At 68.0% G+C, this 14,986-nt stretch carries 14 protein-coding genes and 1 tRNA gene; 11 read left to right on the forward strand and 4 right to left on the reverse strand.

All coding sequences use genetic code 11. From position 1 onward, the window contains the following. The first annotated feature begins 73 nt into the window (after positions 1-73). Positions 74-2,590, forward strand: coding sequence for a DEAD/DEAH box helicase (locus JOE57_RS10270; protein WP_204917681.1), 2,517 nt, complete (start codon positions 74-76; stop codon positions 2,588-2,590). On the opposite strand, the gene JOE57_RS10275 is transcribed toward JOE57_RS10270, so the two are convergent. Then, positions 2,591-3,043 carry a hypothetical protein gene (locus tag JOE57_RS10275; RefSeq protein ID WP_204917683.1) on the reverse strand — a complete coding sequence of 151 codons (453 nt, stop codon included), beginning with the start codon at positions 3,041-3,043 and terminating at the stop codon, positions 2,591-2,593. Positions 3,044-3,250: 207 nt separating this feature from the next. Here JOE57_RS10275 and JOE57_RS10280 point away from each other — a divergent pair, with 207 nt between their 5' ends. Further along, a complete protein-coding gene (locus JOE57_RS10280) occupies positions 3,251-4,399 on the forward strand; it encodes an SGNH/GDSL hydrolase family protein (RefSeq protein WP_204917685.1) in 1,149 nt (382 codons plus the stop codon). Positions 4,400-4,404: 5 nt separating this feature from the next. Here JOE57_RS10280 and JOE57_RS10285 read toward each other — a convergent pair whose 3' ends face one another. Further along, positions 4,405-4,941: a hypothetical protein gene (locus tag JOE57_RS10285; RefSeq protein WP_204917687.1), complete on the reverse strand. Its 537-nt coding sequence runs from the start codon at positions 4,939-4,941 to the stop codon at positions 4,405-4,407. A 179-nt stretch (positions 4,942-5,120) separates the two neighbouring features. Between JOE57_RS10285 and JOE57_RS10290 the strand changes: the two genes are divergently transcribed. Continuing rightward, the gene (locus JOE57_RS10290; protein ID WP_204916074.1) at positions 5,121-6,116 is read left to right on the forward strand and encodes an IS481 family transposase; all 996 of its coding nucleotides are present in this window, start codon (positions 5,121-5,123) and stop codon (positions 6,114-6,116) included. A gap of 2,184 nt (positions 6,117-8,300) precedes the next feature. On the opposite strand, the gene JOE57_RS10295 is transcribed toward JOE57_RS10290, so the two are convergent. Beyond that, positions 8,301-8,858, reverse strand: a complete 558-nt coding sequence (locus JOE57_RS10295; RefSeq protein WP_204917689.1) for a pyridoxamine 5'-phosphate oxidase family protein — start codon at positions 8,856-8,858, stop codon at positions 8,301-8,303. A 201-nt stretch (positions 8,859-9,059) separates the two neighbouring features. Here JOE57_RS10295 and JOE57_RS10300 point away from each other — a divergent pair, with 201 nt between their 5' ends. The 4 genes from JOE57_RS10300 to JOE57_RS10315 all read left to right on the forward strand — a co-directional run bounded on the left by JOE57_RS10300 (position 9,060) and on the right by JOE57_RS10315 (position 11,141). Then, positions 9,060-9,353, forward strand: a complete 294-nt coding sequence (locus JOE57_RS10300; protein WP_204917691.1) for a hypothetical protein — start codon at positions 9,060-9,062, stop codon at positions 9,351-9,353. A 16-nt stretch (positions 9,354-9,369) separates the two neighbouring features. After that, positions 9,370-9,507: a hypothetical protein gene (locus tag JOE57_RS10305; protein ID WP_204917692.1), complete on the forward strand. Its 138-nt coding sequence runs from the start codon at positions 9,370-9,372 to the stop codon at positions 9,505-9,507. A 103-nt stretch (positions 9,508-9,610) separates the two neighbouring features. Then, positions 9,611-10,030 carry a VOC family protein gene (locus JOE57_RS10310; protein ID WP_204917694.1) on the forward strand — a complete coding sequence of 140 codons (420 nt, stop codon included), beginning with the start codon at positions 9,611-9,613 and terminating at the stop codon, positions 10,028-10,030. Between the two features lie 202 nt (positions 10,031-10,232). Further along, the gene (locus JOE57_RS10315; RefSeq protein WP_204917696.1) at positions 10,233-11,141 is read left to right on the forward strand and encodes a 1,4-dihydroxy-2-naphthoyl-CoA synthase; all 909 of its coding nucleotides are present in this window, start codon (positions 10,233-10,235) and stop codon (positions 11,139-11,141) included. 48 nt (positions 11,142-11,189) lie between these two features. On the opposite strand, the gene upp is transcribed toward JOE57_RS10315, so the two are convergent. Next, a complete protein-coding gene (upp, locus tag JOE57_RS10320) occupies positions 11,190-11,831 on the reverse strand; it encodes a uracil phosphoribosyltransferase (RefSeq protein ID WP_204917698.1) in 642 nt (213 codons plus the stop codon). A 176-nt stretch (positions 11,832-12,007) separates the two neighbouring features. On the opposite strand from upp, the gene JOE57_RS10325 reads away from it, so the two are divergent. From JOE57_RS10325 to JOE57_RS10340, 4 genes are all read left to right on the forward strand, one after another. Continuing rightward, entirely contained in the window at positions 12,008-12,682 is a 675-nt protein-coding gene (locus tag JOE57_RS10325) for a tRNA adenosine deaminase-associated protein (protein ID WP_204917699.1), read from the forward strand. 30 nt (positions 12,683-12,712) lie between these two features. Then, the gene (locus JOE57_RS10330; protein WP_204917701.1) at positions 12,713-13,165 is read left to right on the forward strand and encodes a nucleoside deaminase; all 453 of its coding nucleotides are present in this window, start codon (positions 12,713-12,715) and stop codon (positions 13,163-13,165) included. A gap of 48 nt (positions 13,166-13,213) precedes the next feature. Next, a tRNA-Ser gene (locus tag JOE57_RS10335) sits at positions 13,214-13,298 on the forward strand. Between the two features lie 168 nt (positions 13,299-13,466). Further along, entirely contained in the window at positions 13,467-14,966 is a 1,500-nt protein-coding gene (locus JOE57_RS10340) for a potassium/proton antiporter (RefSeq protein ID WP_204917703.1), read from the forward strand. The last annotated feature ends 20 nt before the right edge of the window (positions 14,967-14,986 follow it).

The following is a 14,986-nucleotide window of genomic DNA, read 5'->3' on the forward strand; positions in this document are numbered from 1 at the left end:
ATGAGGAGTCGCATGAGGTCCAGCAAGGCGGGTCCGCCGGCCGCGATGGCCCTGACGCGATGACACTGTCGCGATGACACTGACCGACCTCCTCCCCACGACCCCGGACCCGGACGCGATCTTCGACGCCTTCACCGGTTGGGCGACTGGTCGCGGCCTGCCACCGTACCCGGCGCAGACCGAGGCGCTGATCGAGATCGTCTCCGGGTCCAACGTCATCCTGTCCACCCCGACCGGCTCGGGGAAGAGCCTGGTCGCCACCGGGCAGCACTTCGCCACCCTGGCCACCGGCGGCCGTACCTTCTACACCGCGCCGATCAAGGCGCTCGTCTCGGAGAAGTTCTTCGCCGCAGTCGAGATCTTCGGACACGAGAAGGTGGGCATGATGACCGGCGATGCGTCGGTCAACTCCGGGGCGCCGGTCATCTGTTGCACGGCGGAGATCCTGGCCAACCTGGCACTGCGGCAGGGGCCGGACGCTGATGTCGCGTCAGTCGTGATGGACGAGTTCCACTACTACGCCGATCCGGACCGCGGCTGGGCCTGGCAGGTGCCCCTGATCGAGCTGCCCAGGGCGCAGTTCCTGCTGATGTCGGCCACCCTCGGCGACGTCACCCGGTTCGAGCGTGACCTGACCCGACGCACCGGCCGCTCGACCGCGGTGGTGACCTCCGTCGAACGACCCGTGCCGCTGCACTACGAATACGTCACCAGCACCCTGCACGAGACCATCGAGGAGCGGCTCAGCACCCACCAGGCACCGATCTACGTTGTGCACTTCAGTCGCGCGGCCGCGGTGGAGCAGGCCCAGAACCTGATGAGCCTGAAGGTGACCACCCGTGAGGAGAAGGATGCGATCGCCGACCTGATCGGCGGCTTCCGGTTCACCGCCGGCTTCGGCCGCACGCTGACCAGGCTGGTACGCAGCGGCATCGGTGTCCATCACGCCGGGATGTTGCCCAAGTACCGCAGGCTGGTCGAGCTGTTGGCCCAGGCCGGGCTGCTCAAGATCATCTGCGGCACCGACACGCTCGGAGTCGGCATCAACGTCCCGATCCGTACGGTGTTGATGACCAGCCTCAGCAAGTACGACGGGGTCAGGGCTCGGCTGCTGACGGCACGCGAATTCCATCAGATCGCTGGTCGTGCCGGCCGAGCCGGGTATGACTCGTCCGGCACCGTCATCGTGCAGGCACCCGACCACGTGGTCGCCAACGAGAAGGCGCTGGCCAAGGCGGGTGACGATCCGAAGAAGCGGCGCAAGGTGGTGCGCAAGAAGCCACCCGAGGGCACTGTCGGATACGGCCTCCCCACCTTCGAGCGGCTGGTGGCGGCCGAGCCGGAGGAGCTGACCTCCAGCTTCGCCGTCAGCCACTCGATGCTGCTCAACGTGATCAACCGTCCAGGTGACTGCTTCGACGCGATGAGACACCTGCTGACCAGCAATGACGAGCCCAAGGCCCGGCAGTTGAAGCACATCCGTCGTGCCGTGGCCATCTACCGGGGACTGCTCGCCACGGGCGTCGTGGAGCAGCTCGCCCACCCCGACGAGCTGGGTCGGTCCGCCCGTCTGACGGTGGACCTGCAGCCGGACTTCGCGCTCAACCAGCCGCTGTCGCCGTTCGCGCTGGCGGCGGTGGAGTTGCTGGACCGGACCTCCGAAACCTACGCCCTGGACGTGCTCTCGGTGATCGAGTCCACACTGGAGGACCCACGGCCGATCCTGTCAGCACAACGCTCGAAGGCGAAGGGCGAGGCGGTGCAGGCGATGAAGGCCGAAGGGCTGGAATACGACGAGCGGATGGAGCTGCTGGAGGAGATCACCTACCCGAAGCCGCTCGAGGAGCTGTTGCGGCACGCCTTCACGGTCTACGCCCAGGGCCATCCCTGGGTGCGTGACTATGAGCTCTCGCCCAAGTCGGTGGCGCGCGAGCTGTCCGAGCAGGCGATGACCTTCGTCGAGTACGTCTCCTGGTACGGGCTGGCGCGCTCGGAGGGGCTGGTGCTGCGCTATCTGGCCGACGCCTACAAGGCGCTGCGGCAGTCGGTGCCTGAGGAGGCCCGGACCGAGGAGCTGACCGACCTGATCGCCTGGCTCGGCGAGCTGGTCCGGCAGGTCGACTCCAGCCTGCTGGACGAGTGGGAGCAACTGCGCAACCCGACCGCGTCCGTGGAGGCCCCGCTGGGCACCGGGAGTGTGCTCGACCAGCGCCCCGCCCCGGTGACGAGTAACACCCGTGCCTTCCGGGTGCTGGTGCGCAATGCGTTGTTTCGCAGGGTCGAGCTCGCAGCCCGCCGCCGGTATGCCGAACTGGCGGAGCTCGATGCCGAGGCCGGCTGGGACGCCGAGGCCTGGGCTGCCGCACTCGAGCCGTACTTCGCTGAGCATCACGGCATCCTCACCGGGGCGAACGCGCGCGGTCCGGCGTTGTTGATCATCGACATCCTGCCCGATCGGTGGGTGGTCAGACAGATCATCGACGATCCTGCCGGCGATCACGACTGGGGCATCGGTGCCGAAGTGGATCTGGCCGCCAGCGATGAGCAGGGCGCGGCGGTGATCACGGTGACCAGCGTCGACCAGCTCTGACTAGCTCACCGGATGGGTGCGATCGACTCGCGGACCCGCCCCGATGATCCCGGATGACTGGTGCGCCCGACGGTAGGACAGCCAACCCAGAAGCATCACCAGCAGGCCGTAGCCGACGCAGGCAGGCTGCATCCAGGAATAGACGCGGACGATCATGATCTCGATCGCGATCCAGCCGACCAAGGCGGTCCCGGCGAGCATCATGACCTGGTCGGCGAAGCGATACCCGGCCCAGGAGGTGAGCGCGGCCGCCGTCATCGGCAGCCCCACTGCGACGGTCAGGGCAAGCCCCGCCAGCACCGGGCTGCCGAGCGGGACCCGGTCCATGATCGTCTCCTGAAGCGGGCCGAAGTCGATGCCACCGCCGATCAGGCCGACGGCGCCGGCGAAGCCGCCGATGGCCATCAGCGCGGCGACGACGGCGTTGGTGCGCTGCAAAGTGCGTCTCGTCATTCTCATCATGCACATCCCCTCTCCACCACCATCGTGGTCGCGGCGCGGACTGCCCGGCCAGAGGACGAAGGTCCCCCGTGGGTGCCGGCCATCACGATCCATTAACGGTGTCGCAGCGAATGAGCGCGTGCCCCGCAGCCCAAGTACTGTTTCGTCGAACGTCTCGCGGCTGGGCGGGACCCGACCGAACCGGGATTGACTGGGTTGATGCGACGCCGACGTTGGATCTGGGTGCCGATCCTTGCGGCACTCGTCATCAGCGTTGTCGGCTATGCCCATGCCCGACCGGCGACCGGCTCCCAGCAGGTGGCTGCCCCGTCGGTGATGGTCGTCGGCGACTCGATCAGCCAGGGCAGTGCCGGTGATTGGACCTGGCGATACCGGTTCGCCACCCAACTGGCAGCCGATGGTACGCAGGTCAGCATGGTCGGCCCGCGGAACTACCTCTACGACCACATCCACCGCGAACAGGGTGACACGCACTACGCCGACGCCCACTTCGACCGCGACCACGATGCCACCTGGGGCCGGCGACTGGAGGACGAGGCGACGACCATTCGCGGAGAGGTCAGGACGGCCCAGCCCGACTATCTGCTGCTGCTGATGGGCATCAACGACATGATGTCCGGCCACCGGTCGGCCGCACAGACGGAACAGAGCCTTCGCTCGTCCATAGCTGAGGCGCGGGCCGGTCGGCCGACGGTGAAGTTCGTCCTCGGGACCCTGCCACCCAACACCCGCAACGCGGAGGTCCCCGCGATCGCCGCTCGGCGGGTGGAGTACAACGAGCGACTGCGGGTCGTGGCCAAGGAACTCACGACGGGAAGGTCGCCGATCCGGGTGGCCGACGTCGCCACCGGCATCGACCCCCGGACGGACCTCTGGGACGGCCTGCACCCCAATGCGCGCGGTGAGGTGAAGATCGCTGCGGCCTTCGTCGACGCCATGGCCGGGTACGGCGTCGGGCATCGCTACCCACGTCCGCTGGTGCTGCCGGCGATCGGTCCCACCCAGCCGCCGCGTCTGAGTGTGGTATCCGCGGTCGGGGTCGTCCGCTTCAGCTGGACCGTGACGCCGGGCGCGACCGGGTACCGGCTGTGGGTGCGGGACCTCACCGCCGGCGAGACGTCCTTCAGGCCTCTGGGGAACCTGATCGGCGTCAAGCAGAACACCTGGGTCGTCACCGCACTGGCCGACGGCGCCGAGTACGAGTTCAAACTGCAGCCGGTCAAGGGGACCGCGGCCGGTGTCGCGTCCAATGTCGTCGTCGGCACCCCGCTCCCGGCGCCGGACCGGCCGCAGACCTACGCCTCGGCCCAGCCCCACTACGGCGTCCCGCTGGCCAGCCTTGCCTAGAGCCGTCAGTCGCCGATCCTTGGTTGGCCATCCTCGGCCGGAGGGTCCTCGTACAGCCAGTCGAGGGAGTCGAGTCGGCTGTTCACCGCGGCTGTCGGTCGACCGCTGAGCTTCTGGTCTGCAGCGACGACGCCGGCGACCAGGAAAGCGCCCTTGCCGAGTGCCAGGGTGTGCTGTCCCGCCTTGTAGCTGAGCGCGTGGATGTCCACCGACGGTCCCTGCTCCACTCCCAGCGCGTCACGCAACACCGGCTCGAGCCCGCCACGGGCGTCGGCGTAGGTGTCGACCTCCAGACTGGGCGGCTGGAGCCAGCCGGGATCGGGATCGCGGAAGTAGCCGACCAGCACCTGCGCCGGCTCGAACAGGGTGAAGTCGATGCTGACCTCACGGGCGGCCGCGTCCGCCCGAGACATTCGGATCCCCTCCAGTCGTGCCAGTCCGGGCGCCACCCGCGACAGCGTCGACCCGGTGTCCGTCAGCACGTTCTCGCCCGGCCTCAGCCGGAACATCTCCACCCCCTGCCCGGACGCTGTGAACCGCACCGGACGGAGGCTCGGCGCCGGGGCGGCAGCGGGCGACCCGGGCACGGGACGTCGGGTCGCTAGGTGTGATGTCCAGGGAGGTTGTATCGCCGGGGATCGGTGAGCCTGCCTGACAGACGAAGGCCTCCGGTTGTGAAGTGGAGCTGTCTAGTTCACCGCTTCGCTGACCGGAGGCCCTCGTGTCCCACGCTAACGCTGCCCTCACCCCCCGCGCCCGTTTACGGCTCGCCGAACTCGTCGTCGACCGCGGCTGGACCTTCGCCGCCGCTGCGAAGATGTTCATGGTCGCGCCTCGCACAGCGAAGAAGTGGGCCGACCGCTATCGGAGCGAAGGTGCTGCCGGGATGGTCGACCGCAGCTCGCGGCCACATTCGAGCCCGACAAAGACCACGCCGGACGTGGTCCGGCGGATCGTGCGGCTTCGGTGGCGGCACCGGCTCGGCCCGGTCCAGATCGCCGGCCGGCTTGGGATGCAGGCCTCCACCGTGCACGCCGTACTGGTGCGTTGTCGGATCAACCGGCTCTGCCATATCGACCGGGTCACAGGCGAGCCGCTGCGCCGATACGAACACCCACACCCCGGCTCGCTGATCCACGTCGACGTCACCAAGTTCGGCAACATTCCCGATGGTGGTGGATGGCGCTACCTCGGCAAGCAGCAAGGAGATCGCAACCGCGCTGCAACCGACACCCAGCGGCGAAGAGGCCCAGTGCGTGGCCCGCTGATCGGCACCGCATACGTGCATACCGTCATCGATGACCACTCCCGGATGGCCTACGCCGAGATCTGTGCCGACGAGAAGGCAGCGACGGCGATCGAGGTTCTCCATCGTGCCGCGGCATGGTTCACAGACCACGGTGTCACCGTCGAGCGTGTGCTGTCCGACAACGGATCGGCCTACAGGTCCCACGCCTGGCGCGACGCCTGCGCCGAGCTTGGCATCACCCACAAGCGCACACGTCCCTACCGGCCGCAGACCAACGGAAAGATCGAGCGGTTCCACCGCACACTGGCCGACGGGTGGGCCTACGCCCGGTTCTATGAATCAACCGAGCAACGCAACACCGCCCTGCCCGGCTGGCTCCACTTCTACAATCATCACCGAGCCCACTCCGCCATCGGAGGCAAGCCGCCAGTCACCCGGCTGACCAACCTCGCTGGACATCACAGCTAGGCGTTCGACATTCGCCGCGAGATTGGCGAGCTCACGCTCATAACGAGGCAGACACTGTCGCCAGTGGCCGAAGGCAGCACCGTCCGCGAACGGGACGCGCCGCTGCGGAGTGCGCATGCTGTTGGCGTACCGGTACGTCGCCTCAGTGATGTCGGTGAGCCTGCGGTAGTGCCCGACGCTGGCCTCGGCCAGGTCCACCGCCCGACGCAGGCGGTCGACCGCGGCTGGCTGCGGGTTGTTGGCGGGGCCGGCGCGGTACGTCAGGATCTCGATCGCGGCCAGGACCCGCAGAGCGTAGAACTCCGTCAGTTCGGCCAGGGCGCTGGCATCGGAGCGCAGTCGTTGGTACTCCGCCCGGTTGCACCGCACCTCCGGGTCGCCCTGGGTGAGCATCTCGACGGCACGGCCGGCAAAGTGCCGGGTGTCCCTGATCACGTCCAGCGGAGTCTCGCCGATGTGCTCCTCTCCCGCCAGCTCCCGCTCGACGAAGCTGTCGATCCGCTCGCCGTTCGGGGCATGCGATTCCCAGAGATCGGGCCAGGGGCGGTGGGCCTCGGCATTGGTCAGCTGGCTCATCGTCATCCCCAGGCTGAGGGTCTGCCGGTTGCCCTCGGTGATGCCGAAGCGGCGTACCAGCCGTGGTGCGATCTGGCCCATGGCCTCGTACGCCTGGAGTGCGGCATCGCCGGCCTTGAGACTGCCGAACTGATCACCCAGACGCCTCGACCAGTAGCCGCGCTCAGCTTCGGCGTCACGATCGGCCCTCCAGGCGTAACGGTGCCAGGCCTCGTACCAGATCCAGTCGCGGTCGAGCTGTCTGAGCGGCGGCTGCACCTGGTCGGGAGACCAGGGCCAATCCCAGTAGAACAACGGGTAGAGGTGCAGACCGTTGGCCCCCAGGCGGTGCTTGATGGCCTGCACGCTGCGTTGGATGAACGACACCGCGCCATAACGGAACGGCTCGAGGTTGGCGAGGATGTGCACATTGACGATGTGCACGCTGTCGAGCGAGGACAGGTAGCGGTGCTGTTGCTGCCAGGGGCCGCGCGGATTCCAGGTGGTCAGCGACTCGCCGTTGTACTTGGCTTCGGTGAACAACCGCGGGTAGCGCTCACGGGCAGCTTCCACCACGGGTTGGGGATCGATCGCATGCCCGCGCAGGATCACGGGTGGCCGTTCGCTGATCCCGCCGGCGGTGAGGCCATCCTCCACTCCCGGCAGGATCGTGTCGACGAACCACTCCGTGCCGTAGAGGTCCCCCTGCAGCACCTCGCCCAGGCAGACGTACAGCCCGACGTTGGGATAGCTCGCCACGAAGGCCGCGATCGAGGCACGGGTGTAGGCACTGGTCAGCTCGGTCGGTCGAGGTTGGCGCAGCGGAATGCCATGGTGCTGGGCGAACGGCAGCGGGATGTGAATGTTGTAGAACTTCATCACGATCCAGATCCCTCTGCGGTCCGCCTCGGTGGTCAGCCAGTGCAGCGCCTCGCGGTTGGTGGTGAGCTCGTCGTCGGTGACCTCCTGCGCCTCCGGGAACTCCGGCAGCTGGACGAAGGAGGAGAACGGGTGCCCGCTCCAGAGATAGATGACGTTCGCGCGTTGCTCGAGCAGGCGATCCAGCAGATCCGCCCAGAGCTGACGGTCATAGAACCAGGGAAAACGCTGCGGAGTGATCGGATACTCGTACGCCTGGCGGGGTGGCTCGACCGTGGTCTTCTGCAACCCGATCGCCGGGCCCCGCAGTGCCAGATCCGGGGTCTCACCACGATCGAGGTCCCACGGGATCTCCCTCTCGCACTCGAGCAGACGGGCCAGTTCCTGGCAGCCGTACAACACGCCGGTGTCGTTGCCGCCGGTCACGACCAGCAGCCGACCCGGCAGCATCGACAGGTAGTAGCCGTCCTCTCCGGGTGCGCCGGTGTTGTAGAGCAGAACGTCGCGCTCTTCCAGCTCCGCGATCAGGGGCGACGCACCGCGAGCACCGACGAGGATCCGCAGCTCCTGATCGGCGGACGTCTCGCACCGATCGTGCTCGGCGGCCTGGACCGCCACCCCGCTGCCCTCCAACGCTCGGCTGAGCAGCTCGATGCCGTACCGGATGCGGGCCGACGGGTGGGGGTCGGCCGCGATGGAGCAGGCCGTGAGGGCGGTGTCCCGGGTCATGGCAGTGGGCCCGACGCCGGGTCAGCTCGGGTCGAAGTCGTACGCGGGCAGCCCGTCGATGCTGGTTCGGTTCTTCTGCCGGCGGTAGGCCGCGACACCCTCGGGTCCCTTGCGCTCCATGTGAGCCGGCAGCAGGTCCCGCTCGCCGACGTAGTCCAGCAGCGGCACCCCGTAACCGCAGGAGTCGGAGACCCGCTCGACGTCCACGACCACCACTGCGCGGGCGCCACGCTGCTCGCTGAACAGGGCGGAGAGGGCGGGGAACTCCGCGTCGTACAGGGTGACGATGCGTCCATGGCCGTGCAGTCGCACGACGTTGGGCGGCCCGTCGAAGGCGCAGAACATCAGCGTGATGCGGCCGTTCTCCCGCAGATGGGCGATCGTCTCCGCACCACTCGCTGTGATGTCGAGGTAGGCGACGGTGTGATCATCGAGGATCGTGAACGTGCCGCCGATGCCCTTCGGTGAAAGGTTGACGTGTCCGTCCGACCCACTGGGAGCCGTGGCCACAAAGAACACGTGCTGTCGTTCGATGAACTCCCGCAGCCGGCCGTCGATCCGATCATGTACTTTTCCCACCCGGTCAACCTATGCCGTCCCCTGGCACGCGGGGAGTCCCTTCTCACGCCTGGACCTTGTCAGGTTGTGATCAAGGTGTTCCACAGCCCCGGGCTCGAGCAGCCGAGTCATGACCCGTCTGGCGACCGGTCCGCGGACTAGGCTTGATCTGCCGGTCGGGCGGAGCGCGCGCCGACCTGAGGGGAGACGGAGGGAAATGCCATGGGGTGGGCCATGTTGGCCGTGGTGGTCGTGATCGTGGCCGCGCTGGCCGCCCTCGTCGTGGTCCTCACCCGGAACGGGTCGAACGTCTATCGGCGGACTCACCGGGTGGCGTCCTCGTCCCAGCGGGAACAACCCACGATGGCGTCGGCGTCCGGCCCGGTGGTCGGAGCTCGCTCGGCGATGCCGGGAGCCGCCTCGGCCGCCTCGCCGCCCGCCGCTGAGGAGAGCTGGGACGATCTTATCGTGCCGCCCGAGCATCCGGCCGGGCACCGGCCCGCTGGCGAGGCCTAGGGAATGGCCGTATCCGGTGGCTGTCGGCACCTTGTTCGTGGTGATCATGATCCGCGCCAACGCCACCTATCGGCTCGGGCGAGCCACCATCCGCTGGTCGTTCCTGTACGCCACCTTCGGACTGGTCACTCTCGAGGTGGGGCTTCGGCTGTAGGCGGTGTCACGACCGACGGCCCTTGTGGTCCTGGCAGCACTCGTGCTCGCATTGATGGCGTACGTCGTCTTCCAGTTGCGGCACCGGACGAAGGAGATTGCTGATGAACCCCACGAACTGGCAGCTCGCCGTTGACGCGGTGGATGCCCATACGCTGGCGGACTTCTGGGCCGAAGCGCTGCACTATGAGCTCGAGGACAACACGGCCGTGATCGAACGCGTGGTCGCCGATGGTCGCGCCACCCTGGACGCGACCTTCGTGCGCCCCGACGGCATCCGGTCCTGGCGCGGTTTCGAGGCCATCCGCGGCGACGGCCGTCGCATCCTGTTCCACACCGTGCCGGAGCCCAAGACGGTCAAGAACCGGTGGCACATCGATCTGAACGTCGGCCACGAGCAGATGGCGGCCGAAGTGCAGCGGCTGATCGCGCTCGGAGCGAGCCAGCTGCGCGAGGTGCACGAGGAAGGCGGCCACTTTGTCGTGATGATCGACCCCGAGGACAACGAGTTCTGCGTGCAGTGACTCCCTCACCCTCGCGCCCTGAGCCTGTCGAAGGCTCGGGTGCAAGAAAGGGACCACTCATCGGCCTCGGGCAGGAAGGCTCAGCCTTGTGGCGAGGCGGCATCCCCAGCGAGTGGTCGATTTCTTGCACGGCGCGGCCCTTCGACAGGCTCAGGGCACGGTGGCGCCCTTCGACAGGCTCAGGGCGCGTTAACTTTGGGCGGTGAGCAACTCGACCGAGACACCGTTCGATCCGCAGCTGTGGGCCCCGGTGCCCGGCTTCGACTTCACCGACATCAGCTACCACCGAGCGGTGGAGGCCCCGGTGGTCCGGATCGCGTTCAACCGCCCCGAGGTCCGCAACGCCTTCCGCCCACACACCGTCGACGAGCTCTACCGGGCACTGGACCATGCGCGGATGTCCTCCGATGTGGGCTGTGTCCTGCTGACCGGCAACGGCCCTTCGCCCAAGGACGGCGGCTGGGCCTTCTGCAGCGGCGGCGACCAGCGGATCCGGGGTCGAGCCGGCTACCAGTACGCCGAGGGTGAGGACGCAGCCTCGGTCGACCCCGCCGCGCTCGGTCGGCTGCACATTCTGGAGGTGCAGCGGCTGATCAGGTTCATGCCCAAGGTGGTGATTGCACTGGTCAACGGCTGGGCGGCCGGCGGCGGGCACAGCCTTCACGTGGTCTGCGACCTGACCCTGGCCAGCGCCGAGCACGCCCGCTTCAAGCAGACCGACGCCGATGTGGGCAGCTTCGACGGCGGGTTCGGGTCGGCGTACCTCGCGCGCCAGGTCGGCCAGAAGTTCGCCCGGGAGATCTTCTTCCTCGGTGACGTCTACGACGCCGAGGCCGGGCACCGGATGGGCATGGTCAACGCTGTCGTGCCGCATGCGGACCTGGAGCTCACCGGTCTCGAGTGGGGCCGGAGGATCTGCGCCAAGAGCCCGACCGCGCAGCGCATGCTGAAGTTCGCCTTCAACGCCATCGACGACGGCCTCATCGGCCAGCAGGTGTTCGCCGGGGAGACCACCAGGCTCGCCTACATGACGGACGAGGCGGTGGAGGGCCGGGACTCCTTCCTGGAGAAGCGGGCTCCCGACTGGTCGAAGTTCCCCTACTACTACTGAACGACAGACGGCGGTCCGAGCCGAGTGACTGTCCGTGCCGACAGTCGCCTAGCCCGCGACGCCGTAGAGCCGGTCACCGGCGTCGCCGAGGCCCGGCACGATGTAGCCGACCTCGTTGAGCCGCTCGTCGACGGCGGCGACCACCAGCGTGCAGGGGACCGCCAGGTCCTCCAGCAGGTGGCGCAGCCGATCGATGCCTTCCGGTGCGGCCAGCAGACAGATGCAGGTGATGTGGTCGGCGCCGCGGTCGACCAGGAACTTGACCGCGGCGGCGAGTGTGCCGCCGGTGGCCAGCATCGGGTCCAGCACGTAGCACTGCCGCCCGGACAGGTCGTCGGGCAGCCGCTCCGCGTAGGTGGAGGCCTCCAGGGTGCGTTCGTTGCGGACCATCCCGACGAACCCCACCTCGGCCGTCGGGATCAGCCGGGTCATGCCCTCGAGCATCCCCAGCCCGGCCCGCAGGATCGGCACGACCAACGGTCGCGGAGGCGACAGCTTGACGCCGGCGCAGCTGGCCACCGGTGTCTGCACCGTCTGGGGTGAGACCCGGACCTCGCGGGTGGCCTCGTACGCCAGCAGCGTCACCAGCTCCTCGGTCAGGCGCCGGAAGGTCGGTGAGTCCGTCCGTTGGTCGCGGAGCGTGGTCAGCTTGTGCGCGACGAGCGGGTGGTCGACGATGCGTAGTTCCACGCTATGCACCTTATGCACCCGTCGGACGTCGTGCACCCCTCGAACCCGGTACGCCCCTTGAACCCAGTGCGCGATCGGGCAGACTTGGATATCCGTGTCGTACCTGGAGTCAAACTCTGACACCATAGGCAGGGCAGAGCGCGGCACGGTGGGCAGGGCAACGGAGGAAGAGGGTCATGGCGGGATTCGACGACGACGAGTACGAGTCGTTCGATCTGGACGGTTCGACCGCGCGGAAGAACCCGGCTGCGGCCGCAACCGATGACGAGGACACCGAAGACGAGGACCTCGAGGACGACGACAACGACGATGACGACGATGATGACGACGACGATGATGACGACGACTTCGAAGATGATCTTGACGATGCCGCCGAGGACGAGATCGACTATGTGATCGCGGTCTACCGCGAGGACGGGCAAGTGGTCGCCCAGGCGCTGTCGAAGGACCTGGCCAACGATCTCGAAGAACTGGTCGTGCAGCTGCGGCGGCTGCCCGGAGACGCCGGTGCGATCGGCTTGGTCAGCCTGGTCGAGGAGGTCTTCGTGATCGTCCGGGTGCGTGGCCGCCACGTGCAGGTGCTGCTGTCCGATGGCGCTGCCGCTGCCGACTGGCCGATTGCCCACGACGTCGCCGACTTCCTCGGGGCTGAGATCCCGGACACTGAGGACGACACCGAGCCGATGGGTGACCTGGGGATCTTCAGCGACCTCGGGGTCAGCGACTTCGACATGACCGCCACCTGCGAGAACCTCGACCTCGGCAGCGACCAGATGCTGTCCGAGCTGGCCGACAAGATCAATGTCGGGCCGCAGTTCCGCCGGGTCGCCGAAGCGGCTTTCCGGTCCTGACCGCCGGTGGCCAACCAGTGGTCGCCCCCCATGCAGCTGGCCCTCGAGCAGGCGCGGCTGGCCGAGTCGCACGGTGACGTCCCCATCGGAGCGGTACTGCTCGACCCAGCCGGGGCGGTGGTGGCGGCTGCCGGCAACGAGCGCGAGCTGACCGGTGACCCGACCGCGCACGCCGAGATCCTCGCGCTCCGCCGCGCCGCTGCTGTCACCGGCAGCTGGCGGCTGGACGACCACACCCTCGTCGTCACCCTCGAACCGTGCACCATGTGCGCCGGCGCGCTCGTGCTGGCCCGGGTGGGGACGCTCGTGTTCGGTGCCTACGACCCGAAGGCCGGTGCGGTGGCCTCGCTCTGGGACGTGGTCCGGGACCCGAGGTTGAACCACCGGGTCACCGTTGTGGGAGGCATCGAGGAGGAGGCCTGCGGCGCCGTGCTGCGCCGGTTCTTCGGCGCTCGCCGTGACGGCGGCCCCGCAGGGCTCTGAGTCGGCTCGATTGGCCCCAGCCGCGACAGTTCGGGTAATCTCTCCCGCGGTGGCGTGTCTGAGCGGCCTAAAGAGCGCGCCTCGAAAGCGCGTGAGGGTAAAACCTCCGAGGGTTCAAATCCCTCCGCCACCGCAGTGCCGAGCTCCCGGTAGGGGCCCACGGCCACACCAGGTCCGCCTGATCGCTCAGGCGGACCTGGTGATTTCCGCCCTCGGACGCCTGCCCCGTTCCCGGCCGTCTGTGAAAAACTAGGCCCGACACCGCTCAAACGCATGCCCTCGGGTGGCGGGAAGTAGGCAGATGATCAATCTCGACGGCATTCTCCTGGTGGGTGCCGTCGTCATGATCGCCGCCATCGTCGCCGCCCGGATCGGCGCCCGGATCGGGCTTCCCTCGCTGCTGCTGTTCCTCGGTCTCGGCATGGCGCTCGGTGACTCAGGCTTCGGATTCGCCTTCAATGACGCGGATGTCGCCCGCGCGCTCGGCTTCGGTGCGCTGGTGTTGATCTTGGCCGAGGGGGGGCTGACGACCCGGTGGAAGGACATCAGGCCGTCGGTCGGCATCGCCGGCGCACTGGCCACGGTCGGCATCGGGATCAGCGTGGGACTGATGACCCTGTTCTGTCATTACGTCCTCGGCCTGGACCTGTGGCTCTCGGTGCTGCTTGGCGCGGTGACGTCGCCGACCGACGCTGCGGCCGTGTTCTCTGTGCTGCGCAACGTCGGGTTGCCCCACCGGGTGCGCGGGGCGCTGGAGGCCGAGTCCGGGCTGAACGATGCGCCGACGGTCCTGCTGGTCGTGCTGGCGAGCTCGGCGGCCCTCGGTGAGCCGACCAAGGGCGGCGTCGGCGGCTTGATCGGCCTGATCGCTCTCGAGCTCACCCTCGGCCTGCTGATCGGCGTCGCCCTCGGCTGGATCGGGGTGGTCATCCTGCGCTCGGTGGCACTGCCTTCCTCCGGGCTCTACCCGCTCGCTGCGCTCGTCTGGACCGTCTTCTCCTACGCGATCGCCGCCACGCTGCACACCAGCGGCTTCGCTGCCGTCTACGTCTGCGCTCTGATGCTGGGTAATGCCCAGCTGCCCCACCGGGGCGCCACCCGGTCGTTCGTCGAAGGGATCGGCTGGATCGCCCAGATCGGCCTGTTCGTCATGCTGGGGATGCTGGCGACCCCCGACCGGCTGACCTGGAAGGTGGCCCTGACCGCGCTGGCGGCGGGGGCCTTCCTGACCGTGGTTGCCCGCCCGGTGTCGGTGTTGAGCACGGCCAGTTGGTTCAAGGTGCCGTGGCGGCACCAGGTCTTCCTGTCCTGGGGAGGCCTGCGCGGCGCAGTGCCGATCGTCGTCGCCACCATCCCGCTGTCGGTCAACGTTCCGGGTGCGACGGCGCTCTTCGACGTGGTGCTCGTGTTCGTCATCGTGTTCACCGTCCTGCAGGCGCCCACGCTGCCATTGGCTGCTCGGTTGCTCGGCCTGTCCAAGGGTGAGGACACCGCCGAGCTGGACGTGGAGGTGGCGCCGTTGGAACGCATCTCGGCCGAGCTGCTGCAGGTGCGTGTGCCGTCGGGGTCGCGGCTCAGCGGTCTCGAGATCGGAGAGCTGAGGCTGCCGAAGAACACACTGGTGTCGTTGATCATCCGCGAAGGCAATCCCTCCGTACCGGGCCATCAGGACCGGATCAAGGCCGGCGACGAGCTGCTGATCGTGACTCCGTCCGACATCAGAGCCGATACCGAGGACCGTATCCGGGCGCTCAGCAAGGGTGGCCGGCTGGCGAAATGGCGGGGCCAGCGGGGCGACTGAGCCTCAGCTCCAGCTGATCG

Source organism: Microlunatus panaciterrae (assembly GCF_016907535.1).
GTDB classification, from domain to species: Bacteria; Actinomycetota; Actinomycetes; order Propionibacteriales; family Propionibacteriaceae; genus Microlunatus; species Microlunatus panaciterrae.

What these genes read in the sequence shown, in the direction of transcription:
- JOE57_RS10330 (WP_204917701.1), top strand. Translation starts at nt 12,713, where the DNA reads ATGCAGCTGGCCCTCGAGCAGGCGCGGCTGGCCGAGTCGCACGGTGAC.
- JOE57_RS10325 (WP_204917699.1), top strand. Translation starts at nt 12,008, where the DNA reads ATGGCGGGATTCGACGACGACGAGTACGAGTCGTTCGATCTGGACGGT.
- JOE57_RS10340 (WP_204917703.1), top strand. Translation starts at nt 13,467, where the DNA reads ATGATCAATCTCGACGGCATTCTCCTGGTGGGTGCCGTCGTCATGATC.
- JOE57_RS10300 (WP_204917691.1), top strand. Translation starts at nt 9,060, where the DNA reads ATGGGGTGGGCCATGTTGGCCGTGGTGGTCGTGATCGTGGCCGCGCTG.
- JOE57_RS10280 (WP_204917685.1), top strand. Translation starts at nt 3,251, where the DNA reads ATGCGACGCCGACGTTGGATCTGGGTGCCGATCCTTGCGGCACTCGTC.
- JOE57_RS10270 (WP_204917681.1), top strand. Translation starts at nt 74, where the DNA reads ATGACACTGACCGACCTCCTCCCCACGACCCCGGACCCGGACGCGATC.
- JOE57_RS10310 (WP_204917694.1), top strand. Translation starts at nt 9,611, where the DNA reads ATGAACCCCACGAACTGGCAGCTCGCCGTTGACGCGGTGGATGCCCAT.
- JOE57_RS10275 (WP_204917683.1), bottom strand. Translation starts at nt 3,043, where the DNA reads ATGACGAGACGCACTTTGCAGCGCACCAACGCCGTCGTCGCCGCGCTG.